The sequence below is a fragment of the Embleya sp. NPDC008237 genome (genome assembly GCF_042956465.1).
Taxonomy (GTDB): Bacteria; Actinomycetota; Actinomycetes; order Streptomycetales; family Streptomycetaceae; genus Embleya.
The window spans coordinates 185410-206240 of the sequence record NZ_JBIBGL010000005.1 but is presented as its reverse complement, the minus strand read 5'-3'; the positions used below and the strand labels follow the sequence as shown (position 1 = coordinate 206240).

The following is a 20831-nucleotide window of genomic DNA, read 5'->3' as shown; positions in this document are numbered from 1 at the left end:
GAACGGCACATGACCTTCGGCCAAGGACGGGCACGACCTGCGCCGCACCGGTCGTGCGTGCGGTCTCCGCCGGTATCGTTCGGCGCACCGCACTCGGGATCGAACAGAGGTGCCAGGATGGCCGCGTCGTCACCGCCGACCCCGACCACGGGGGCGTCCCGGCCCATGCCCTGGGTGCCGCCCACCGTCTACGCCGTCGTGCTGCTCGGCGGACTCTACGGCGGGGTGATCGCGCCCGGTCCGGTCCGGGCGCTGCGCCTGGCCGGGTTCGCCGGCTGCCTGTTGCTCCTGATTGCGCTGGATCGCCGGGAGGTGCGGCGGCACCCGGTCCGCACGCCGCCGCGGCAGGCGGTGCCGCTTCTGATCGGCCGGCTCGCGCTGTTCGCGGCGGCGGCCGGGCTGGACCGCTCCGGAGTGTCCCGGGCGCTGTTCGTGCTGGTTCCGCTCACCGCGTTCGTCGCCTTCGGGCGGCGGGTCGGTGTGCTGCTGAGCGCGGTGTGCGTGGGGGTGATCCTGCTCGGCAACGTGTTGTGGGTGCCCGGGTGGTACCTGCGCACCGACATCGTCACCGACCTGCTGATGTCCGGCCTGGGCCTGGCGCTCGCGGTCGTGATGGCCTCGATCGCGGTGGGCGAGCAGGCGAGCCGGGCGCGGCTCGCCGACACGCTGAGCGAACTGCGGGACTCACACGAACGGTTGGCCGAGTACGCGACCCGGGTCGAGCAGCTCTCTGTCGCCCGGGAACGCAACCGACTGGCCCGTGAATTCCACGACGGGCTGGGCCATCACCTGACCGCGATCGCCATCCAGTTGGAGAAGGCCGCGGTGTTCCGGGACCGGGATGCGCCGGCCGCCGAGCGGGCGATCGCCGACGCGCGCTGGTCCGCGGGCCGGGCACTCGACGAAGTTCGGGCCTCCGTACGGGCGTTGCGCGACGAGGACGGGGCCTTCTCGCTGTCCACGGCGCTTGCGGAGCTGGTCCGGCACGTCGACGGCGGCCCCGCCCGGGTGACCCTGGACGTGAGCGGCGAGGAGCGCGGATTCCACCTCGAATCGCTCACCGCGCTGTATCGGGCCGCGCAGGAGGGCCTGACCAACGCGCACCGGCACGCCGACGCCGGACACGTCGCGGTGTCGGCACGGTACGGCGAACGCGAGGCACGGTTGGTGATCGCCGACGACGGGCGCGGCTTCGCACCGGGCGCGGACCTCGGCGATCGTCCGCCCGGCAGCCGGGACGGCTTCGGCCTGCGGGCGATGCGCGAACGGGTCGACCTGCTCGGCGGCCGGGTCGAGGTGGACGCGGCACCGGGACGCGGCACCGTGGTCACGGTCACGGTGCCGCGTGTTCCGGTTGCCGTCGGGGCGTCGAGCCGATGAGTGGGCACGAGGAGGACCCGGTACGGGTGTTGGTGGTCGACGATCAGGAACTGGTCCGCGAGGGCATCGCCTCGCTGCTCGGCGTGCAACCGGGCATCACCGTGATCGGCGCGGTCTCGGACGGCCGCCAGGCGGTGGCCGCGGCCATGGCCGAACAGCCCGACGTGATCCTGATGGACGTCCGAATGCCGGTGCTGGACGGGGTCACCGCGGTCGCGCGGCTGAGCGAGCGCGCACCGCTGTGCCGGGTGATCATGTTGACCACGTTCGACGACGACGAGTACGTGGCGGACGCGCTGCGCGCGGGCGCGGTCGGCTACCTGCTCAAGAGCCTGCCCTCGGCGCAACTGGCCGCCGCGGTACGGCTGGCCCGGGCCGGCGTCGCCCAGATCGATGCGTCGATCACCCGACGCCTGGCCGCCGGCATGACCCGCCCGGAACCGCCGGCGCCGCGGCCCGGGCAGCCGGCGCCGGCGCGTGATCCGGGTCCGGGCCGGCCCGGACCCGACCCCGGCGTACTCACCGAGCGGGAGACCGAGGTCCTCCGGCTGATCGCCACCGGGTCGACCAACCGCGAGATCGCCTCCCGGCTGTTCCTCAGCGAGGGCACGGTCAAGAACCACATCTCCCGAATCCTGTCCCGCCTGGGTCTACGCGACCGCACCCACGCGGCGATCTACGCACACGACCACGGCCTGTTGTGAACGCGACCGGTCCGGGAGCACCGACACGGCGCCCGTGCGCGGGCCGCCCGGTGCCACGCCGCGATGGTCAGCCGCCCGCCCCCGGACCCGGCTGCCGAGCCTCCGGCAGGAACAGCACCGAGTTGACGTAACGCCGGCTGAACGGTGCCAACGTGCGGCGCAGCAGGCCGCGTTCGGCCACATGCGACGTGCGCGCCTGATGGCCGGCCAGATCGAAGTCGGCCAGGGGCAGCCAGTGCCGGCCGGGCAACACCCAGCCCCGGTAGTCCAGTCGGTGCAGGAAGTCGAGCACCGGCGTGGGCGACTGGATGCGCGCCTCCAACTCGATGAACAGCGCCGGGTGATCCCGATTCAGGATGTCCCGGGCACCGTGCAGCACGGCCGATTCGCTGCCGTCCACGTCGATCTTGACGAACCTGACGTCGGTCAGGCCGAGATCGTCCAGGCGCACGCAGGGTACGTCCAGCGCCCGATCGTGGATCCGCCTGCGCACGAGCGAGGACACGCCGCGATCACCGCGGTCGCCCGGTGGCAACCACAGCGCGACGGTGCCGGTGGCGCGGTCGCCTGCCGCGGCGCCCACCACGCGCACGTTGGCCGGCGTGCCGGTGTCGAGCAACGCGGCCAGATGCGGTACCGGCTCCACCGTCACCACCGACTCCGCGCGCCCGGCCAGTCGCCGGGACCACGGGCCGTACCAGCCGCCCACGTCGACGGCGGTGCCGCCGCGCGGGACGAAGTCGGCGATCCGCCGCAACTCCGGTTCGAAGCGCGGGTACAGCACGTCGACGGCGGCGATGACCAGTCGCGGGGGCACCCGGGGCGCGAGCCGGGCGGCGAGCGTCATGGGGCGATCCGTCGGGTGAGTCGGGCGTGTTCGTCGTCCGAGACCCGGACGCCGGAAGAGGGGAGGAGTTGGGGGATTCCGTCGACGATCGGGTAGCGGCGGTGCAGTCTCGGGTTGTACAAGGCGTCCTCCGAAGGAAGCAGGGTGAGTGGTCCCTTGTCCAGTGGGCAGGCCAGGATCCGGAGGAGCGGATCGTCGGGTTGCATGGGCGACTCCTCTGGCGAGGCGGTGACTTCCGGTGTGCGGTGCGCGTCTTCCGCGGGGTCGATGTCCTCCGCGGGGCCGGTGTCCCGGTCGTGCCGGGGCAGGAGCAGCAGGACGGTCACGGCGAGCAGGCCACCGAGCAGGCGCAGGGCCGGTCGGACCCGGTCGTCCGGCAGCGCCTCGCCGAAGGCGAAGCTGCCCGGCCCGGCGATGAGCAGGGCGGAGACCGTGGTGCACACCGGCACGAGCAGCGACGCCCGGCAGCGTTGCAGCGCGGTCTGGGACAACACCAGGCCGGCCGCGCCGATGCCGACGAGCAGGTACGGGTAGGGGGAGTGGAGCAGGTCGAGGGCCGTGGCGCCGATGCCGTGCCGGCCGAGCCGGCCGGAGATGCCCTTGATCGCCAACGAACTCACCCCGTACAGCAGGCCCATCGCGACGCCGTAGGCCACGCCGGTGGCGGGTGGGCCGCCGGGGGTGCGGGCGCGCCGGTCCGCGGCGCGGTACAGCCACAGGCCGGCCGCGAGAGCCGGCAGGCAGACCGCCAGGAACCGGCCGAGCGGGGCATGTTCGCCGACCGGATCGGCATCTCGCAACGAGGCGACGATCATGGCAAGGGCGGCGAGCACGGCCAGTACGCCCGCGCGTTCCCGTCCGCCGGGACGCTCGCCCAGCACCGCCGAGGACAACAGGAGCAGCAGGACCAGGCCCGCGACGAACAGGCCCTGCGCCGCGGCGATGGGCAGCGTGCGGTAGACGGCGAGCTGGGCGAGGAAGCCGGCGGCCAGCGCCAGCGAGCCGGCCGACCACAGCGGGCTGCCCAGGAGCAGGCGCAGCAGTCGAAGCGGTCGGCCGACCGAAAGCGCCGGCAGATTGCCCAACGCCCGCTTCTGTAGCACGAATCCGGTGCTGTAGAGCACGTTGGCCACCAGCGCCGCGGCCACTCCCCACCACATGGTCAGCACCCCGCCCGGCGCCGCAACGGGGTGAGCGCTGTGGGCCCGGACACGGCCTAGACCCGCCGGGCGTGCACGAGCAGGATCGAGGCGAGCGAGGGGGTCAGGCACGCCGCCCGGTCCAGTGGCCCGAGCACCCGTGGCACGCCGTGGAACGGCGCACCGGCCGTGCGGACCACCTCGAAGCCCGACGCGGTGAGGAAGTCGCGCAGCGCGCGGGCGGTGTACAGCCTCAGGTGGCCGACCACCTGCGAGCCGGGTCGGCCGTGGATGCCGCGCAGGCTGACCTCGGAGAAGACCGGTTGCACGCCCGCGAGCAGCAACGCGCGGTTGTACCAGGCGGCCAGGTTCGGCGTGGAGAGCATCAGGTGGCCGCGCGGCTTGAGCACCCGGCGCAGTTCGTCCAGCGCGGCATCCGGATTCACGAGGTGCTCGAGCACCTCGCCGAACAGCACCGCGTCCACGCTCGCGTCGGCCAACGGCAGCCCCTCATCGGTCAGTTCACCGCGGACCAGGTGCTTCATGCGGGTGCTCGCCCGGCGCAACGCCTCCTGCGACCAGTCGATGCCGATCAGGGTGTGGCCGGCCGGCATCGGGCCCGCGATCGAGGCCGCCGAGCCGTCGCCGCAGCCGACGTCGACCACCAGGGCCGGGCCGGGGCCGAGGGCGCGGGCCAGCATCGCGGCCTGGCGTCGGCTGCGCTCGGAGCCGGAGGCGACCGGTACCGCCGGGTCCTCGTAGAACTCGCGCAGCCGGGCCGAGCGGGTGGCGGTCATCGTGAACCACCTTCGTGGGGGACCGGGGCGGCGGTGAGGGCGGCGGCCGAGACGATGTCGAGGTATTCCGCGAAGAGGCCGTACAGCCGCTGTCCGGCCGCGTCGTCGAGCAGTGCGCGGGACCAGCGCAGTCCCACGTACAGGCGGTCCGCGATGCCGGTCGTGGTGATCGTCAGGCCCCGGGGCATGCGGGTGGGCGCGGTGAACCAGACCGCCTCCGCCCGGCCCGCGTCGCCGAAGTCCAGCGGATAGGGGATCCGTCCGAGATTGCTGAGCAGTGTCGTCGAGGTCCAGGGTGCGAGTGCGCGACCGAGGCCGCGGGTGATCGCGGCCCGCAGGTCGACCGGGAGGACCGGGGCGGCGAGCAGGGCCACGCCGCGACCGAGTGCGGGACCCGGCGTGGCCCTGAGCCGCCTGGTCCGGCAGGCCGTGCGGCGAAGCAGTCCGACGATCGCCTCCGGGCTCGGTGCGGGCGCGTACTCGCGGGCGCCGAACGCGACTTCGACCAGTCGGGTGCCGTTGCCGATGGGCATATCGACGCCTCGGGGGCGGTCGTCGACCGGCATGGTGATCCGGATCGGCCGGGCCGGTGCGCCGTGCAGCCGGTTCCACCGGGCGATGGTCAGGCATGTGGCCACGAGGAGACGGTCGTTGACGGTGTGGTCGGCGTCGGGTGGGCGTGGGTGGACCGGGAGTTCGCCCAGGAGGACGCCGTTGCCCCGGCGTTGGTGTGCGAGCGGTGCGGGGGCCGGCGCGACCCGGGCGGAGCGGGCCGGTGGCGGGCCGGGATCCAGCGGCGGCCCCGAGCCGGCGGCGCCGGGCGGGGCGGCCCGGACCGGGGCGGGTTCCGCGCCGGTTCCGCTGTACACCTCGGCGGCGGTGGCCAGGACGCGCAGGAAGGCGGGTCCGTCGAGGGCGGTGTGGTGGATCGTGCACAGCAGTACGCACCCGCCGGAGGTCGCGGACGCGCGGACCACGTCCAGCCGGACCGGCGGGGACAGGGACAGCGGCGGCGCCTCGTCCAGGGCCCTGGCCCGGGCCAGGGCCAACGCGTCCGGCCCGGCCGGCGGGAAGCGGACCGATTCGACGTCGGGGGCGGCGGTGAGTTCCCATTCGTAGCGCCGCCGGTACCACCGGCCGGGGGCCTCGCGGACCAGGATGCGCCCGTGTCGGCGCAGCGCGGTGCCGAACGCGGTGCGCAGTCGGGCCGGATCCGGCTGTCCGGGCAGCCGGATCTCCATGTGCACCCCGATCGGTTCGCCGGGCCGCTGACCCTGCCGGGACATCTCGTCGACGAGCGGGAACGGGATCCGGGCGAGGGCCGGCTCCACCGGGAGTCCGGGCCGCGCCGGGCGGGCTGCGGTCATGGTCGGTCGGCCTCCTTGCCGCCGGACGGCGGCGTCGGCAACGGCGCGGTGTCGGCCTCCCGGTCCGGGTGGGCCGGCGGGGGCGGGACGTGGCCGTGCCGGGCTGGGCGGCCCGGTGGCGGCGCGGTGTGGTCGTCCCGCCGCGGGTGGCTCGGCAGGGGCGCCGTGTGGTCGTCCCGCTCCGGGTGGGCGTGCCCCGGCGTCGGTGCTTCGCCGGCCGGGGTTCGGTCGGGCGGCGCCGGTTCGGCCGTCGACGCGGGCCCGGCCGCGGACACCCTCGCCTCGCCCGGCCCCGGTGGTCCCCAAGGCTCGGGTGCGTCCGGGGACGTGGGCCGTGCCCGGCGTGGTGAACGGCCGTGCCGGGGACCGGATGCGCCGGCGGGCAGCCCGCCCGGGTCGGGGCCGCCCGCGGTCACCAGCGCCGCGCACAGCGCGATCAGCGCGAGCAGTTGGGCGGCGGGTCCGAACGCGCCCGCACCGTCGACCACCGGCTCGTCCGCGCCGACCGCCGCCGCGATCCCGGCGCCGGCCATCGCCACGAGTGCGATCGGGGCGAGCAGCCGGTGACGCAGGTGGGCGACCACCGCGAGCGCGGGCACCAGCAGTGCCACCGGGCCCGCCACCACGGCGATCACGACGGTGAGCGCGAGCACGCCCAGGATGCGTCCGGGCGGCGGCGGGTCGGCCGGCGCCTCGTCGAGCCCGGCCGGCTCCAACCGCCGGCGTCGCACGAAGGCGAGCGCGATCAGGGCGGCCAGGGCGACCGCGCCGCCGATCAGCCCGGCTCGGTGGATGCCGCCCGGTTCGTAGTCGAGTTCGACGGTGCCGGCCGCGCCGGCGGGCACCAACCAGCCCTGCTGCCAACCGTCGATGCGCACCGGACGCAGTTCCCTGCCGTGCAGCGTGGCCTTCCAACCGGAGTTGTGGTTCTCGTACATCTGGAGATAGGTGGCCTCGCCCGCACCCATCCGTACCGAGCGGTGGTCGCCGCTCCAGTCGGCGGCGGTGGCCGAGCGGGCGGACTGCCGGGCCGTGGCCGGGAGCCGGCCTCGGGTCGCGGTCACGTCGGTGATCTCCAGCGGCCCCTGGTTGCCGGCCTCGACCGTGTGCGGTCCCGGAGCCAGCGGCAGGGAGCCGCCGGATGCCTCCGCTGCGCACAACCTGACCGCAACCGGCCGGCGTTCGAGCAGGTCGCGCACCGACCCGGCGGCGGCGGTGGCGTGCAGCACGCCGTCCACCGCCAGCGGGGGCCCCTGCCCGCACGGCAGCGTGAAGCCGAGCGTCGGGTCCGGCGGCCGGGTGCGCAGACCGGCCAGTGCCGGGATGTGGATCTCGCTGAGTCCGACCGGCAGTTGCAGCCGCTTGCCGGCGAGCGGGTTGTGCACGGTCAGCGGTGCGGTCCGGGTGATCGTGACGGTGATGCGGTCGGTGTCGATCGGCCCGAATCGGGCCAGTCCGTTCTCGTCCACCGTGGTGGTCACCGAGCCGTCGGGAGAGCTGATCCGCACCTCCTCCGGTCGGCTGGACAGCCCGCTCGCCGGGCCGAAGACGAGCTGATCGATGATCGTGCGGTCCGGCCAGCTCAGGTGGACCACCGGCCGGTCCCCGGCGATCCATGCCGTGGTCAGGTCGCCGTCCACGAGGTTGCGCGGGCTGAGCGAACGGCCGGTGCGACCGGTCGAGTCGGCGGTCGCGGTGATCCGCTTGGCCTGCCCGGGCGCGGCGCCCAGCACCAGCCGGTCCAGTTCCGGGCCCGGCGTCGCCACGGCGCGGATGTCGAAGGCGAAGTCGCCGGCCTGCGGGGTGGTGAACCGGCGGTGCAGCCCGTCCTCGGCCGCCACCGGGGAGAGCCCGCCCGGGTCGGTGTCGCGGTGCAGCGAGTAGACCGAGGTCTCGGCGCTGCTCCGGTCCGCGTCGGTGGGCAGGCGCAGCAGCCGGGAGACCTGTACGCCGGGGATGGCCACCTCGGCGAATCCCGCGCCGGACAGCCCGGAGCGCGCGATCCGCGCGTCGAGAATGGTGACCTTGAGCCACCTGGCCGACCCCGGGGGCGCCTGCACCGATTGGGCGGTGCCCTCGGGTTGCAGCGTGCTGTCCCTGGCGCCGCGATCGGTCTCGATCCGCACCCGGGTCGGCGCGGCACGCATGCCGTCGCCGGCCAGCGGAGTCAGCGACAGCGACGCGGGGATGTCGGTCGGCGCGGTGAAGGCGACCTTCAGCCACTGACCGTCCGGCTCGCCGGGACTGCCCTCGGCCCACGCGGTCGCCGGATCGCCGTCGAAGGCGTTCACCGGGTCGAACTGCGGCAGGTGGAAGAGCCAGTTGCCGCTGCTGGACGCGCTCACCGACGCCGCGCCGCGCAACTCGGCGGTGCTCTGGTGCTCGGCTCCGTGGACGGGCAGGATCTGCTTCGGCTTCGTGCCCGCGTTCTGCGTGCTGTCGGAGGGGTTTCGCTCCTTCGCGGTGTACGGGTAGGACGTGTTGGCGTTGATCAGCCCGAAACGGGTGTCCGCGCGGCGCAGTCCGTCCGCGACGAGCCGGGTGCCGGGTCGATCGATTCCCGGGTGGGCGTCGCCGGCGAGCACCGTGGGCCGATCGCGCAGGGTGGGGTCGGCGGACAGTTGCAGCAGCGCCTCCGGGCCGCCGCTGAGCACCGCGGTGTCGGCCACCGCGCGGCTGCCGACCCGGCCGGGCCGCGGGGTGTCCGCGGCCGGCTCGTAGATCTCGACGGCCTGCCGGCGGCCGAACAGGCCCTGTACCTGGACGGGAGTGTCCTCGGGGATCCGGCCGCCGGTGATCAACGGCCCGAATCCGGTGACCCGGTGGTAGCCGGAGGTCTCCAGGGTGCGGGTGACGGTGGCCGGCGGGACGTAGCCGATCTGGTCCGGATCCAGGTCGTTGCGCACCACCACCGTGTACAGCCCGGCGCGGGAGAGGAAGTCCCGCAATCCGGGCACCGTGCCGCCGGTGAGCAGCGCCTGCTCCACCGCGTCGGTCGCCCGCCGCACCCCGGGCGTGCCGAACGGGACGAAGTCCCGCTGCGCCCACGGCGAATCGGCCAGCGGGTCGAGTGGTTCGTCGATCGGGGAGCCCCACGTGTACAGCCCGTGGGCGGTCGCGGGCACCACCAGGGCCCGGCTGTCCGGGGAGTGCTTCTCCAGCCAGTCGGCGGTTTGGCGCCAGTGGTCGGGCAGCCTGGTGAAGGCGCCCGGTTGCAGCACCGTGCCGTTGAGATACGGCCAGGCCAGGCCGGGCAGGATCAGCAGCGCGGCGATCGCGGGCGCGAACCGGCGGGTCGGTCGGGGCAGGACGGGGTTCCGCTCGCCCACCGTGCCCACCAGGTGGGTCAGGCCGAGCACCAGGGCCAGCGCCAGGCCCGGCTCGAACTTGTAGATGTTGCGGAACGGACGCAGCCACCCGTCGAGCCACTCCCGGGCGGTGCCGTGGAACGGAGCGCCGAACGAACCGCCGTAGCCGGCCAGGGCGATCAGCGCCACGATCAGCACGGTCAGGGTCAGCCAGCGGCGCTCGGGCAGGTCCCGGCGGGCCAGCCCGGCCAGGCCGAGCGCGGCGGCGAAGGCCGATCCGAGGATGGTCACCACGGTGGTCGCCACGGTCCACCCGGCGGGCAGCCACGGCTCGCCGAAGTGCAGATAGGCGACCCAGTCGCCCGCACCGCGCAGCAGTTCGGTCGCGGACATCGTGCCGGTGGTGGTCTCGGCCTGCTCGATGTAGGGCAGGAAGTTCTCGCCGTAGATGCCGAGCAGCAGCAGCGGGACCACCCACCACGCGGTGGCGAGCAGCAGGCCGGGGACCCACCAGCCGATCAGCGCCCACTTGCGCGGCCCGGCCGGGCGGGTGAGCAGGTACAGCCCGACCGGCAGCAGCGCGGCCAGGGTCGAGGCGGCGTTGACGCCGCCCATGAACGGGATGAGCAGCGCCGAACGGGCGGCCGCCGTACGCGGGTTCAGCCGCGGCGAGGTCAGCGGCAGAAGTACCCACGGCAGCAGCGCGCCGGGCAACACCGCGGCCGAGGTGGACCCGATCACGATGGTGAAGGTCGGCCACAGCGCGTAGGCCACCGCACCGAGCAGCCGACTGCGCGCGGTGCCCACCCGCAATCGCTCGGCCAGCCGCAGGGCGCCCCAGAAGGCGGTGCTGACGATCAGCGAGAGCCACAGGCGTTCGGCGAGCCAGATCGGCAGGTGGATCAGATCGGCCAGCGCGTAGTAGGGCAGGATCGGGAAGGCGTAACCCACGTACTGGTCGGCGAGGCCGCCGAAGCCGCCCCGGTCGTGCCACAGACTGCCCAGGTCGCCGATGAATTTCCACGGGTCGGTGACCACGCCGAGCTTGGTCTCGAATGTCATCCGGCCCGGTGCCTTGGCCAGGAACGCGACGAAGACGACCGCCCAGAACGCCGGCAGCCAGATCCGCCGGCGCGGTCGGTCGGCCGGTGGTTCGGCCGGCGGCGCCTCGGCGGGCGGCCGACCGGGCCGGGCCGGAGGGAGGGACAGGGTCGTATCGGTCACGAGTGCCTCCTGCGGAGCGCGCGCGATGCCCGGGCGCCGGGATGCCGGCGGGCGGGACCGACGGGTGCGTCGGGCGATGGCGCCGCCGTCACGGGCACCGCCGAAGAATGAGGAGCAGATTCCAGGTGAGGACCTCACGCAGCCCGGGAAGGCGGGTGACCGCCCCGGGCAGAACGGGCCAGTAGCGGGAGCGGGCCGAGACCACCACCACGTCCGGGCGGGCCCGGACGTGCCGCAGCGTGGGCCCGATGTGCACGGCGAACAGGTTCTCGCCCAGGGTGTGCTTGGCGGCACGGCCGGTGCGCCGGGTGTACCGGGCCCGGGCGCGCTCGGCGCCCAGGTAGTGCCAGGGCGCCCACTCGTGACCGCCCCACGGGGAGTACCAGTTGGTGAAGGCGACGTAGATCAACCCGCCCGGGCGGGTGACCCGGACCAGTTCGCTCAGGAAGGTCTGCGGATCCGCGACGTGCTCCAGCACATTGGACGAGAAGCACACGTCGGCCACCCCGTCGGCCAGCGGCAGCAGGTAGCCGTCGGCCAGTACCGCGCCCCGGGGCGGCATGCCGCGCGGCGCCAGTTCCCGCGGATTCGGTTCGAAGAGGTATCCGTGGGCTCCGCGCCGGCGGAACTCCCGGGTGAAGTGCCCGCTGCCGCCGCCCACGTCCACCACCACCCGACCGCGCACCCGGACATGCCGCTCGACCTGGTCGGCGGCGTCGCGAGCGAGCAGCCCGTAGCAACGGTCCGGGTCGTGCCGCTCCTGCCGGAAGGCCCGAAAGAGCGCGATCGACCTACGCAGCGACGGGTCCTTCACGCGATCACCACGCGGTGTCGCCGCCGGCGCCCGGAGCGGACGCGGCCTCGGCGGCCACGGCCCGGAACCGGCGTACCGTGGCGGTCCAGCGAAACCGGCCGGCCCGCAGCCCGGCGGCGGCGCTCATCGCCGCGCATCGCCCGGGACTGAGCGCCAGGGTGCACCACGCGGCGGCGAACGAACTCTCGCCCCGGGCCAGGACCCCGGTGACGCCGTCGTCGATCGAGTCGCGCAGACCGGGGATGTCGAACCCGATCGCCGGGGTGTGCCGGGCTGCGGCCTCGGTCACCACCAGCCCCCAGCCCTCGACCACCGAGGGATGCAGCAACAGCCAGGCAGAGCACAACAATCGGTGCTTCTCGGCCTCGGAGACCCGGCCGGTGAACAGCACGCCGGGCCCGGCGAGGGCGCGCAGCCGGTCGCCCTCGGGGCCGTCGCCGACGATGACCAGACGGCCACCGGTCACCGGCCGGACCCGCTCCCACAGGCGCAGCAGCAGGTCGATGCGCTTGTACTCGACCAGCCGGCCCACCGCCACGAACAGCGGCTCCGGCGACTTGGCGACCCGCGGCCCGGGTTCCTCGACGCCGTTGTGCACCACGCGGATCCGGTCGGGCGGGACCCCGATCGCGCGCAGTGCGGCGGCGGTCGAGCCGGACACCGCGACGATCAGGTTGCCCCGATGCGCGCCGGCCAGCCCCCAGCGCTCCAGCCGCCGCCCCAGCCGCGCGGCCGGCCCCGGAAACCGCATTCCCCACAGGTCGGTATGGACGTGGTTGACCAGGCACAGGGTGGGGCCGCGGTGCCACAGCGGGCTCAGGTAGGGCACGCCGTTGCAGACCTCGACGAGCAGGTCGCAGCCGCCGACGCGGCGATCGAGGGCACGGTGGGCGCGCAGGTAGTGGTCGGTGTCGCCGCCGACCGAGACCACGCGGTAGTCGCGGTCGGCGGCGGGCCCACCGCACAGCAGGGTCACCTGGTGGCCGTGGGCGGTGAGTCCGTCGGCCAGTCGATCGACCAGCAGTTCGGAGCCGCCCGCGGCCGGGTTGGCCAGGTCGCGACGGGCCAGGAAGACGATCCGGCGAGGCCGGGGGGACCGGTCGGGCGGCGGTTCGGATGGTGTCGAGCGGGGCGTCGGACGCAGCGCGGGAGGCACGTGCCGGGGCATGAGAGCTCCAACTCGTATCGGGCCTGGATCGAACGCGGGTCGAGTGCATGGGAAGTGCGGGATGTGCGGGGTGAGTTCGTAGTTTTCGCCACCCCCGTGTGCCGCGGCTACTCACGCAGGTGACAACTTTGCCGCCGCGATCACCGACGAACCTTCAGTTCGGTGCCGGCCGCCCGGAGTCGCCCCGCCCGGCAGCCCTCCGGCGCAGCCGCGGCAACCGACGGGTGCGCACCCGCGCGCCCCGATCGGCGGCCGGCTCGGCGACCGGTTCGGCTTCGGGGGAGCCGCGCCGTGATCCGCGGACCACCAACAGCACTCCGAGCGCGGTGAGCACGGCCCCCGCGCTGCCCGCGGCGATCGGCGCGGTCTCGCCGACCAACACCAGCTTGGCGCCGTCCCGCCGCGCCGCATCGACCTGGCGGCGCCGGGTTTCGGGCGTGAAGCGGATCTCGGAACTGTCCAGCAGTACCACCGAAGCCGAACTCGCGCCGGGTGCCCGCAGGGTCTTGCGCGGGGCGATACGGGCATCGACGACCCGGCCCGTACGCGGGTCGACGACCAGATCGACACCGGCATTGGCGTACCACTCCTCGGCGAGCACCTGCGGTTGCGCGACGCCGACCAGAGCACCCGGGACCTGTCGGTCGCCGACCCGGGTGTCCGGCACGGTGCCGGTGAAGCGATAGCCGCGGTGTCCGCGCACCTTCACCGTGCCGCGGTAGTCCAGCGGGATCGCCGCCCCCAATGTCTCGTCCCACCAGCGGTATCGCCGCTTCTCCAGATCGAACGGGAACTTCAGGAACGCCTCGCCCCGGAACGCCGGCGTCTCCCCGCAGCAGTGCACCGGAGCATTGGTACGCCGGTCGGTCACCCAGCGGGCCACCGTCCACTGGTAGGACCGACGCGGGTCGTGCTCGGCCAGGGTGGCCGGGGTGTCGATCGTCGTCGACACGTCCCACACCGCCCGGCCGCTGCGCTCGGCCTCCGCGACATTGCCCACCACCCGGCGGGTCACGGTGAGCGTCTCGCCGTGCACCGGCCGCAGCGCGGTGGTGTCGAAATAGCTCCCGGTACCGGCGAACACCACGGTGTCGTCGATGTCGAGAGGGGTGCGCTCGGCCTGCGGCTCGACGTACCAGGCCAGCATCGCGGCCAGCACGAGCAGGAAGACTCCGGCTCCGAGCACGGCCAGGGACGAAATCGGGGAACGGGAGGAAAAGGTGCGGCGCATCCGGCACTCCTGACGGCAAAGGGCCAGGGCCTGTCTTCGATCCCACGCCGAGCACCGCGACGCCCGGCACCGCACCTCGCCACCCCGGTGAACCGCCCGAATGGAACCACTATGCGAGCGCTTCCCCGGCCGCCGATGCACGGCACCGGACGCCCCGGAGCCCGACGCGGGATCGAAGACAGGCCCGAGCGGACGTGCACGTCTGTCTCAGGCCGGGAACCGTAGGCGCACCCTTGACGGAGTGTCAATACGGCTCGCACACTGTGTTCACCACGGAGCCGGTGCATGGGAATGGGCGGGGTGCCCTCCGATCGAGAGGCTCGTCGAAGCATGCACAGACTGCTCGCCGCCGCGCTGACCGTGATCCTCGCCGCCGCCCTCGCCGTCGGTGCCGCGTTCGGCATCGTCGCCGCGTTGCACAAGACCCCCGAACAACCCAACGTCCCGCTCGTGTCGTTCCGCACCGATCCCACCGCGCCGAACCCACAGCCCTGATGCCGACCCCGCATGCCGGGAAACGGGTCGGACCACGCGTCCACGCCCCGGGCACGGGCGCGGGCCACCCGCCGCGAGGGAGAGGCGACATGACGGTGCGCACCGCATGGCGGGACGTACCTCGGCCGCAACTGCGCCGGTTCGCCGATCTGGCCCTGGCCGAGATCCCCGACCTGGCGCAGGGCATCCTGCGCGACATCCGGGTCGAGTACCCCGCACTCCCGCTGATCCCGGACGAGTCCGGCGAACCGATGGCCCTGGTCGCCATCCGACGCGCGCTGGCCGACTTCGTCTCGCACCTGCTCGACACCGACGACCGGCAGCACGAACGCCTGGAACTGTTCGAGATGTTCGGCCGCGCCGAGGTGCTCCAGGGGCGCAGCCTGGACTCGTTGCAGGCGGTCTACCGGCTCGGCGTGCGCCTCGCGTGGCGGCGGCTGGCCGAGATCGGCCAACAGGTGGAGATCCCGCCGCCCGCGATGTACGAACTCGCCGAGGCGGGCTTCGAATACCTCGACGGCCTGGTCGCCCAGTCCGTGCACGGTTACGCCGAGGCCGCGGCCCGCCAGGTGGGCGAACGCCTGTGGGCGCAGAAGCGGTTGATCAAGCTGATGCTCACCGAGTACGGCACCGAACCGGCGGGCGCGCTCGCCGAACACGCCGCCCGGATCGGCTGGCCACTGCCCGAACAGGTCGCCGTGGGCGTGCTGTTGCGACCCGCGCCGGACGCGGTCGCGCCGGCGGTGGGCCGGGACGTGCTCCTGGACATGGAGTGCGAACGGCCCCGAATGATCCTGCCCGACCCGGACGCGGCCGGGCGTTCCGACCTGCTGCGCCGGGCGATGGCGGGTTGGTCGGGCGCGATCGGGCCGGCCGTGCCCCTGGCCGACGCGGCCAAGTCGCTGCACTGGGCGTGCACCGCACTGCGCCTGATGGAGCGCGGGCAACTGCCGGACGGGCGGGTGATCCGCTGCACCGAACACACCGAGGCGCTGGTGTTGTTGCCGCCAGAGGAGCTGATCGAGGACCTGGCCCGCCGCTGCCTGGCACCGCTGGACAACTGCGCGCCCGCACACTCGCGTCGGCTGGCCGAGACCCTGCTCGCCTGGTTGGAGACGCGCGGCGGCGCACCGGAGATCGCGGCGCTGCTGGGCGTGCACGCGCAGACCGTGCGCTATCGGCTGCGTCGGATCCGGGAGTTGCTGGGCGACGAGATGGACGAACCGGATCGCCGCTTCGAGTTGGAACTGGTGCTTCGGGCCCGGCGGTTGCGCGAGGACAAGGCGGCGGCGCGGCGGGACTGATGGCGTGGCTAGCCGGGACCGCGGACGTGCCCCACCCCGAACCGGGACACCCTACGGGTGCGCCGATTCGGTCGGTGTCGTCGGCGGCGTCGCGGGCGATGTCGGTGGCGTCCACGGCGTCGGCTGCCGGGTCGGTGACCACTCCCAGCCCTCCGACGGGGGCCGCTCCGGAGCGGACGGCCGCGCGAACGGCCCCATGTGCCGGTTCATCAGGACCAGCATGACCACGACGAAGACCACGGTGATCACGGTCAGTGCCAGACCGATGGGGTTGCGGACGTTGAATACGTAGGGGCTCGGCCCCCACCTGTTCCGCTTGAGGATCGGTTCGTCGTCGTTCACGCCCGGCAGCATATTCCGCACATGTGAGCGAGTGACCGCGTGGCCGGCCGGGCCGCGCGCGAACGGGATGCCCGACCCGCCCACCTCGACCCGCCCCACCGACCCGGGACATCGGCCGTCGATTCGGGGCTGTGGCCTCATCCGCCCGGGACCGCGGGAGGCGCACGGTTGGCGTGTGACCGAACAACCGACCCACCCCGTGGCGGCTCACCGATCCGCCGCCACCCACGGCACTCCCGGAAGGACCAGGACCATGTGCCGGCACTCTCCCCCCTGTCCCGCCGCATCGGCCTCCGACCATCTCGCGGCACACGTCGTACAGAGCCATCCCGAGCAGGGCTGGAGCCTGCTGTGCAACGGCGTGGTGATCTTCGAGGACACCGGCGCGCTGCTGCCCGACGGTGCGATCGAGGCCCCACACCGGGTGGCCCCGCCCCGGTCGATCCCGATGCAGGCGGCCCGGTAGCCGAGCGGACCGCACCGATGCCGGTGCCGCGCCCGGCGACGTCCACCCCGCGGTGGCGACCGGGCGCGGCACCGAAACCACCGAAACCACCGAAACCACCGAAGACCGCGGAGAACCGCGTCCGGTTCTCCGCGATTTCGCACCAGGCAAGGAAGACCACTCGTGAGTATTCTGTGCCGGCCCGCCGTGGCCGTCCCCGAGAACGTCATCACCATGGACGAGTCGTTGGAGATCGCCCGCCGACTGCACGCGGACAACCCCCGACTGCCGCTCGCGCTGCGGCTGATCGAGAACACCGGCGTACGCAAACGACATCTCGTCCAGCCGATCGAGCGCACCCTGCGCCATCCCGGCTTCGAGGCCCGCAACCTCCTTTACCACGAGCAGGCCAGGCTGCGGGTGCCCCCGGTGATCCGCCGGGCCCTGGCCAACGCGGAACTGGACGTACGCGACGTGGACCTGCTGATCTACGTCTCGTGTACCGGATTCGGCATGCCGTCGATGACCGCGTGGCTGATCAACGAACTGGGCATGCGCTCCGACACCCGCCAGCTGCCGATCGCCCAGCTCGGCTGTGCGGCCGGCGGCGCCGCGATCAACCGGGCGCACGACTTCTGTACCGCCCATCCCGGCCTCAACGCGCTGATCGTCGCCTGCGAGTTCTGCTCGCTGTGCTACCAGCCCGCCGACGCCGACATCGGCTCGCTGCTCTGCGACGGCCTGTTCGGCGACGCGGTCGCGGCGGCCGTGGTGCGCGGCGCGGGCGGCACCGGAATCCGGCTCGAACGCAACGCCTCCCACCTGATCCCGAACACCCAGGACTGGATCCGCTACGCGGTCAAGGACACCGGCTTCCACTTCCGCCTGGACAAGCGGGTGCCCGCCACGATGGAGCCACTGGCACCGGTCATCGAGGAACTGGTCGCCCGGCACGCCTGGGACGCCTCGGACCTGGACTTCTACATCGTGCATGCCGGCGGTCCGCGGATCCTGGACGACCTGAGCACATTCCTCCGCGTCGCCCCCGAGGCGTTCCGGCACAGCCGGGCCACCCTCACCGAGTACGGGAACATCGCCAGCGCGGTGGTCCTCGACGCCCTGGACCGATTGTTCGCGGCGGGCGGACCGGCCGCCGGCGGACGCGGCATCGTGGCCGGCTTCGGCCCCGGGATCACCGCCGAGATGGCGGTCGGCACCTGGGTCGAATCCGGACCACCGGGCGGCCTCGATCGCCGGTCCTCAGTCGAGGAGGTGCCGTCATGGTCGACGGCCTGATCATCCCGCCCGGAACGGGCCGGCGGCTGGTGACCGCCGCACACGAGGTCACCTACAAGGTCACCGGCGCGCACGCCCGACACACCTCGACCTTCGAGGTGGTGGTGCCGCCCGGCTTCGACGTCGGCGCGCACGTGCACGGGCACGGTGAGGAGTTCTTCTACGTACTCGACGGCGAACTCGACGTGCTCGCCTTCGAGCCCCGCCGGCGCACCACCGACGACTGGCGAACCTGGCGCTCGGAGACCGGCCGGGGACCGGTCCGGGCCGGCGCCGGGAGCTGCATGTTCGTACCGCCCGGGTGCCCGCACGCATTCGGCAACCCGACCACGCGACCGGCCCGGATGCTCTTCCAGTCCACACCGGCGCCCGACCACGAACGTTACTTCGAGGAGCTGCTCACCATCTTCGAGAGCGGCGAGCGGGTCGACGCGGAGCGTGTGGCCCGACTGCGCCGGGACTACGACATCCACCAGATCACCCCGCTGCGGCACGCCGCCCCGAGCACCGCGCCGCGCGACGAACAGGGGAGAACGCGATGACCACCGCTTCCGGGCCGGCCGCCGACCGGGTACCGCCGGACTGGCTGATCTGCCCGAGTTGCCGCGCCCTGGTGTACCGCAAACGTTTCGAGCGTGCCGATCGGGTGTGCCCCCGCTGCGGCGCACACACCCCGTTGGACGCGGCCCGGCGGCTGGACGCGCTGCTCGACCCGGGCAGCGCCCGGCCGCTCACCCCGACCCCGACCGTGCAGGACCCGCTGCGCTTCGAGGACCTCCGGCCGTACCCGGACCGGTTGGCCGCCGCCCGCGCGGCCACCGGGCACGACGACGCGGTCCGGGTGGCGCTCGGCACGCTGGCCGGGCATCCGGTGGTGCTGGCCGTGATGGACTTCGCCTTCATGGGCGGCAGCCTGGGGGTGGCCGCCGGGGAGGCGATCGGCACGGCCGCCGACGCCGCGCTGGCCCGGCGGGTGCCGCTGATCGTGGTCACCTCCTCCGGCGGCGCCCGGATGCAGGAGGGCGCGCTGGCCCTGATGCAGATGGCCAAGACCTCGGCGGCGATGGCCGAACTGGACGAGGCGGGACTGCTCACCGTCACCGTCGTCGCCGACCCCACCTATGGCGGCGTGGCCGCCTCGTTCGCCACGCTGGCCGACGTGGTGGTGTGCGAACCGGGCGCGCGGATGGGCTTCGCCGGACCCCGCGTGATCGAGCAGACCATCGGGGAGCGGCTGCCGGAGGGGTTCCAGCGGGCGGAGTTCCTGCTTCGGCACGGCCTGGTGGACGCCGTGCGCCCGCGCGGTGAGCTGCGCCGCACGCTCGCGGTGCTCCTGGCCGCGGCGCGCGGGGCCGTCGGGCCGGATCCGGCGGAGGGGAGTGGGCGGCCTGTCCGCGCTGCCGTGCGGTCCGATCGGGCTTCGGCGGCGCCGGCGGCCCGGCCGGATCGGGTGGCGGCGAGCGGGCCGGCCCGGGCCTCGGTGTCGGGCGCCGTCGCGGTCCCCGAATCGGGCGCGCCGGCCGTTCGGCCCGCGCACGAGGTGGTCGCCGCCGCGCGGGACCTGGGCCGGCCGACCACGCGGGACCATCTCGCCTACTGGATGGACGCGTTCGTCGAGTTGCGCGGCGACCGGGCGGGCGGCGACTGCCCGGCGATCGTGGGCGGTCTGGGCCTGGTCGAGGGCCGCGCGATGCTCGTGCTCGGCCACCAGAAGGGCCACACCACCGCCGACCTGGTCCGGGCCAACTTCGCGATGGCCTCACCGGCCGGCTACCGCAAGGTGGTCCGGCTCGCCCGGCTGGCCGAGAAGATCGGTGTGCCGCTGGTGACCCTGATCGACACCCCGGGCGCGCACCCGGGCATCGAGGCCGAACAGCAGGGCCAGGCCGGGGCGATCGCGGAGTGCCTGCGCGTGCTCGCCGGACTGCGGGTGCCCGTGGTGGCCGTGGTCACCGGCGAGGGCGGCAGCGGCGGCGCCCTCGCGCTCGGCGTCGCCGACCGGGTGCTGATCAGCGCGAACGCGCTGTACTCGGTGATCAGCCCGGAGGGCTGCGCGGCGATCCTGTGGAAGACCCGCGAGCAGAGCCCGGCGGCGGCCCGGGCGCTCGGTCTGGACGCCGGTTCGCTGCTCGAACTCGGCGTGGTGGACCGGGTGATCGCCGAACCCGAGGGTGGTGCCCAGGCCGATCCGGCCGCCGCGAGCCTGGCCCTGCGGGACGCGGTCCTGGAGACGGTGGCCGAGCTCGCGACGGTCGAACCGGCCGAGCGCGTGGTGCTGCGGCGGCGACGCTTTCGCGCCTTCGGACTACCGGCGGTGCCGGCCGCGGAGGGCGACGGGCTCGACCGCGACCGGGCGGACGCGCACGACTACGAGGAGGAATCGGCATGAGCGGCGTCGACAACCGAGGCCGGGCGGCCACCCTGGCCGTCCTGTGCACCACGTTGGGTCAGGTGCTGAGCGAGGCACCGCGACCGCCCACGCAGATCGTGCTGCGATCCGGAGGAGAGAGCATCGAGGTCGCCTGGTCGCACACCCCGGGGCAGCCGCCGATCCCGGCCGCCACCCCGCCCGGGCCCGAGGCCGGGCCCGAGGCCGGGCCCGCGCCCACCCCGCCGCCGGCCGCCGCACCTGCGGGCCACCTGGTCCGCGCGCCGCTGGTCGGCACCCTCTACCGCGCGCCGGAACCGGGAGCGGCACCGTTCGTCGAGGTCGGCGACATGGTCCGGGCCGGCCAACAGGTGGCCATCATCGAGGCGATGAAGCTGATGAACCCGATCGAGGCGGACCGCGACGGTCGGGTGGCGGCGGTGCTGGTCGACAACGGCCAGGGCGTCGAGTACGACCAACCGCTGCTCGAACTCGACCCCGATCCCACCACCGATCCCGACGCCGGATCCGCTGCCGATCCGGCCGCCGGCCCCGGCTGCCCCGGCTCCGGCCCCCACTCCGATTCGGCGAGGTGAGCTGCC

18 protein-coding genes are annotated in these 20831 nt (G+C 73.9%); 9 read left to right on the top strand and 9 right to left on the bottom strand.

Annotated elements, in window-relative coordinates; all coding sequences use genetic code 11:
- The first annotated feature begins 117 nt into the window (after positions 1 to 117).
- Both ACFZBU_RS14745 and ACFZBU_RS14740 read left to right on the top strand, forming a co-directional pair.
- Positions 118 to 1380, top strand: coding sequence for a sensor histidine kinase (locus ACFZBU_RS14745; RefSeq protein ID WP_391583926.1), 1263 nt, complete (start codon positions 118 to 120; stop codon positions 1378 to 1380).
- On the top strand, positions 1377 to 2084 hold the full coding sequence (locus tag ACFZBU_RS14740) for a response regulator (RefSeq protein ID WP_391583925.1): 708 nt from the start codon (positions 1377 to 1379) through the stop codon (positions 2082 to 2084). Before ACFZBU_RS14745 ends, ACFZBU_RS14740 begins: the two co-directional genes overlap by 4 nt.
- A 67-nt stretch (positions 2085 to 2151) precedes the next feature.
- Here the strand turns inward: ACFZBU_RS14740 and ACFZBU_RS14735 are convergent, their stop codons facing one another.
- From ACFZBU_RS14735 to ACFZBU_RS14700, 8 genes are all read right to left on the bottom strand, one after another.
- Positions 2152 to 2931: an FkbM family methyltransferase gene (locus ACFZBU_RS14735; RefSeq protein WP_391583924.1), complete on the bottom strand. Its 780-nt coding sequence runs from the start codon at positions 2929 to 2931 to the stop codon at positions 2152 to 2154.
- Positions 2928 to 3137: a Trm112 family protein gene (locus tag ACFZBU_RS14730; protein WP_391584343.1), complete on the bottom strand. Its 210-nt coding sequence runs from the start codon at positions 3135 to 3137 to the stop codon at positions 2928 to 2930. The genes ACFZBU_RS14735 and ACFZBU_RS14730 overlap by 4 nt, the downstream gene beginning before the upstream one ends.
- Before the next feature lie 1010 nt (positions 3138 to 4147).
- Entirely contained in the window at positions 4148 to 4867 is a 720-nt protein-coding gene (locus tag ACFZBU_RS14725) for a class I SAM-dependent methyltransferase (protein ID WP_391583923.1), read from the bottom strand.
- Entirely contained in the window at positions 4864 to 6234 is a 1371-nt protein-coding gene (locus ACFZBU_RS14720) for a condensation protein (protein ID WP_391583922.1), read from the bottom strand. The genes ACFZBU_RS14725 and ACFZBU_RS14720 overlap by 4 nt, the downstream gene beginning before the upstream one ends.
- The gene (locus tag ACFZBU_RS14715; protein ID WP_391583921.1) at positions 6231 to 10766 is read right to left on the bottom strand and encodes an alpha-(1->3)-arabinofuranosyltransferase family protein; all 4536 of its coding nucleotides are present in this window, start codon (positions 10764 to 10766) and stop codon (positions 6231 to 6233) included. The genes ACFZBU_RS14720 and ACFZBU_RS14715 overlap by 4 nt, the downstream gene beginning before the upstream one ends.
- Positions 10767 to 10854: 88 nt before the next feature.
- The gene (locus tag ACFZBU_RS14710) at positions 10855 to 11580 is read right to left on the bottom strand and encodes a class I SAM-dependent methyltransferase (RefSeq protein WP_391583920.1); all 726 of its coding nucleotides are present in this window, start codon (positions 11578 to 11580) and stop codon (positions 10855 to 10857) included.
- Positions 11581 to 11584: 4 nt separating this feature from the next.
- Positions 11585 to 12748 carry a glycosyltransferase family 4 protein gene (locus ACFZBU_RS14705; RefSeq protein ID WP_391583919.1) on the bottom strand — a complete coding sequence of 388 codons (1164 nt, stop codon included), beginning with the start codon at positions 12746 to 12748 and terminating at the stop codon, positions 11585 to 11587.
- Between the two features lie 154 nt (positions 12749 to 12902).
- Positions 12903 to 13979 (bottom strand): DUF3068 domain-containing protein, encoded by a 1077-nt coding sequence (locus tag ACFZBU_RS14700; RefSeq protein WP_391583918.1) that lies wholly within the window; start codon positions 13977 to 13979, stop codon positions 12903 to 12905.
- Between the two features lie 330 nt (positions 13980 to 14309).
- Between ACFZBU_RS14700 and ACFZBU_RS14695 the strand changes: the two genes are divergently transcribed.
- Together ACFZBU_RS14695 and ACFZBU_RS14690 are read left to right on the top strand one after the other, a co-directional pair.
- Complete coding sequence (locus tag ACFZBU_RS14695) at positions 14310 to 14474, top strand: hypothetical protein (RefSeq protein WP_391583917.1); 165 nt, start codon at positions 14310 to 14312, stop codon at positions 14472 to 14474.
- A gap of 89 nt (positions 14475 to 14563) precedes the next feature.
- A complete protein-coding gene (locus tag ACFZBU_RS14690) occupies positions 14564 to 15778 on the top strand; it encodes a helix-turn-helix domain-containing protein (protein WP_391583916.1) in 1215 nt (404 codons plus the stop codon).
- A 51-nt stretch (positions 15779 to 15829) separates the two neighbouring features.
- Here the strand turns inward: ACFZBU_RS14690 and ACFZBU_RS14685 are convergent, their stop codons facing one another.
- Positions 15830 to 16120, bottom strand: a complete 291-nt coding sequence (locus ACFZBU_RS14685; protein WP_391583915.1) for a hypothetical protein — start codon at positions 16118 to 16120, stop codon at positions 15830 to 15832.
- 253 nt (positions 16121 to 16373) lie between these two features.
- On the opposite strand from ACFZBU_RS14685, the gene ACFZBU_RS14680 reads away from it, so the two are divergent.
- From ACFZBU_RS14680 to accB, 5 genes are all read left to right on the top strand, one after another.
- Positions 16374 to 16586 (top strand): DUF5999 family protein, encoded by a 213-nt coding sequence (locus ACFZBU_RS14680; RefSeq protein WP_391583914.1) that lies wholly within the window; start codon positions 16374 to 16376, stop codon positions 16584 to 16586.
- A 162-nt stretch (positions 16587 to 16748) separates the two neighbouring features.
- On the top strand, positions 16749 to 17861 hold the full coding sequence (locus tag ACFZBU_RS14675) for a type III polyketide synthase (protein WP_391583913.1): 1113 nt from the start codon (positions 16749 to 16751) through the stop codon (positions 17859 to 17861).
- Complete coding sequence (locus tag ACFZBU_RS14670) at positions 17846 to 18403, top strand: cupin domain-containing protein (protein WP_391583912.1); 558 nt, start codon at positions 17846 to 17848, stop codon at positions 18401 to 18403. The genes ACFZBU_RS14675 and ACFZBU_RS14670 overlap by 16 nt, the downstream gene beginning before the upstream one ends.
- Entirely contained in the window at positions 18400 to 20250 is a 1851-nt protein-coding gene (gene accD / locus ACFZBU_RS14665) for an acetyl-CoA carboxylase, carboxyltransferase subunit beta (RefSeq protein ID WP_391583911.1), read from the top strand. The genes ACFZBU_RS14670 and accD overlap by 4 nt, the downstream gene beginning before the upstream one ends.
- Positions 20247 to 20825, top strand: a complete 579-nt coding sequence (accB, locus tag ACFZBU_RS14660; protein WP_391583910.1) for an acetyl-CoA carboxylase biotin carboxyl carrier protein — start codon at positions 20247 to 20249, stop codon at positions 20823 to 20825. The genes accD and accB overlap by 4 nt, the downstream gene beginning before the upstream one ends.
- The last annotated feature ends 6 nt before the right edge of the window (positions 20826 to 20831 follow it).

Excerpts from the sequence above, each read along its gene's own strand:
- ACFZBU_RS14730 (WP_391584343.1), bottom strand. The coding sequence starts at position 3,137 with ATGCAACCCGACGATCCGCTCCTCCGGATCCTGGCCTGCCCACTGGAC.
- ACFZBU_RS14735 (WP_391583924.1), bottom strand. The coding sequence starts at position 2,931 with ATGACGCTCGCCGCCCGGCTCGCGCCCCGGGTGCCCCCGCGACTGGTC.
- ACFZBU_RS14705 (WP_391583919.1), bottom strand. The coding sequence starts at position 12,748 with ATGCCCCGGCACGTGCCTCCCGCGCTGCGTCCGACGCCCCGCTCGACA.
- ACFZBU_RS14740 (WP_391583925.1), top strand. The coding sequence starts at position 1,377 with ATGAGTGGGCACGAGGAGGACCCGGTACGGGTGTTGGTGGTCGACGAT.
- ACFZBU_RS14725 (WP_391583923.1), bottom strand. The coding sequence starts at position 4,867 with ATGACCGCCACCCGCTCGGCCCGGCTGCGCGAGTTCTACGAGGACCCG.
- ACFZBU_RS14680 (WP_391583914.1), top strand. The coding sequence starts at position 16,374 with ATGTGCCGGCACTCTCCCCCCTGTCCCGCCGCATCGGCCTCCGACCAT.
- ACFZBU_RS14695 (WP_391583917.1), top strand. The coding sequence starts at position 14,310 with ATGCACAGACTGCTCGCCGCCGCGCTGACCGTGATCCTCGCCGCCGCC.
- ACFZBU_RS14700 (WP_391583918.1), bottom strand. The coding sequence starts at position 13,979 with ATGCGCCGCACCTTTTCCTCCCGTTCCCCGATTTCGTCCCTGGCCGTG.
- ACFZBU_RS14670 (WP_391583912.1), top strand. The coding sequence starts at position 17,846 with ATGGTCGACGGCCTGATCATCCCGCCCGGAACGGGCCGGCGGCTGGTG.
- ACFZBU_RS14745 (WP_391583926.1), top strand. The coding sequence starts at position 118 with ATGGCCGCGTCGTCACCGCCGACCCCGACCACGGGGGCGTCCCGGCCC.
- accB (WP_391583910.1), top strand. The coding sequence starts at position 20,247 with ATGAGCGGCGTCGACAACCGAGGCCGGGCGGCCACCCTGGCCGTCCTG.
- ACFZBU_RS14690 (WP_391583916.1), top strand. The coding sequence starts at position 14,564 with ATGACGGTGCGCACCGCATGGCGGGACGTACCTCGGCCGCAACTGCGC.
- ACFZBU_RS14720 (WP_391583922.1), bottom strand. The coding sequence starts at position 6,234 with ATGACCGCAGCCCGCCCGGCGCGGCCCGGACTCCCGGTGGAGCCGGCC.
- accD (WP_391583911.1), top strand. The coding sequence starts at position 18,400 with ATGACCACCGCTTCCGGGCCGGCCGCCGACCGGGTACCGCCGGACTGG.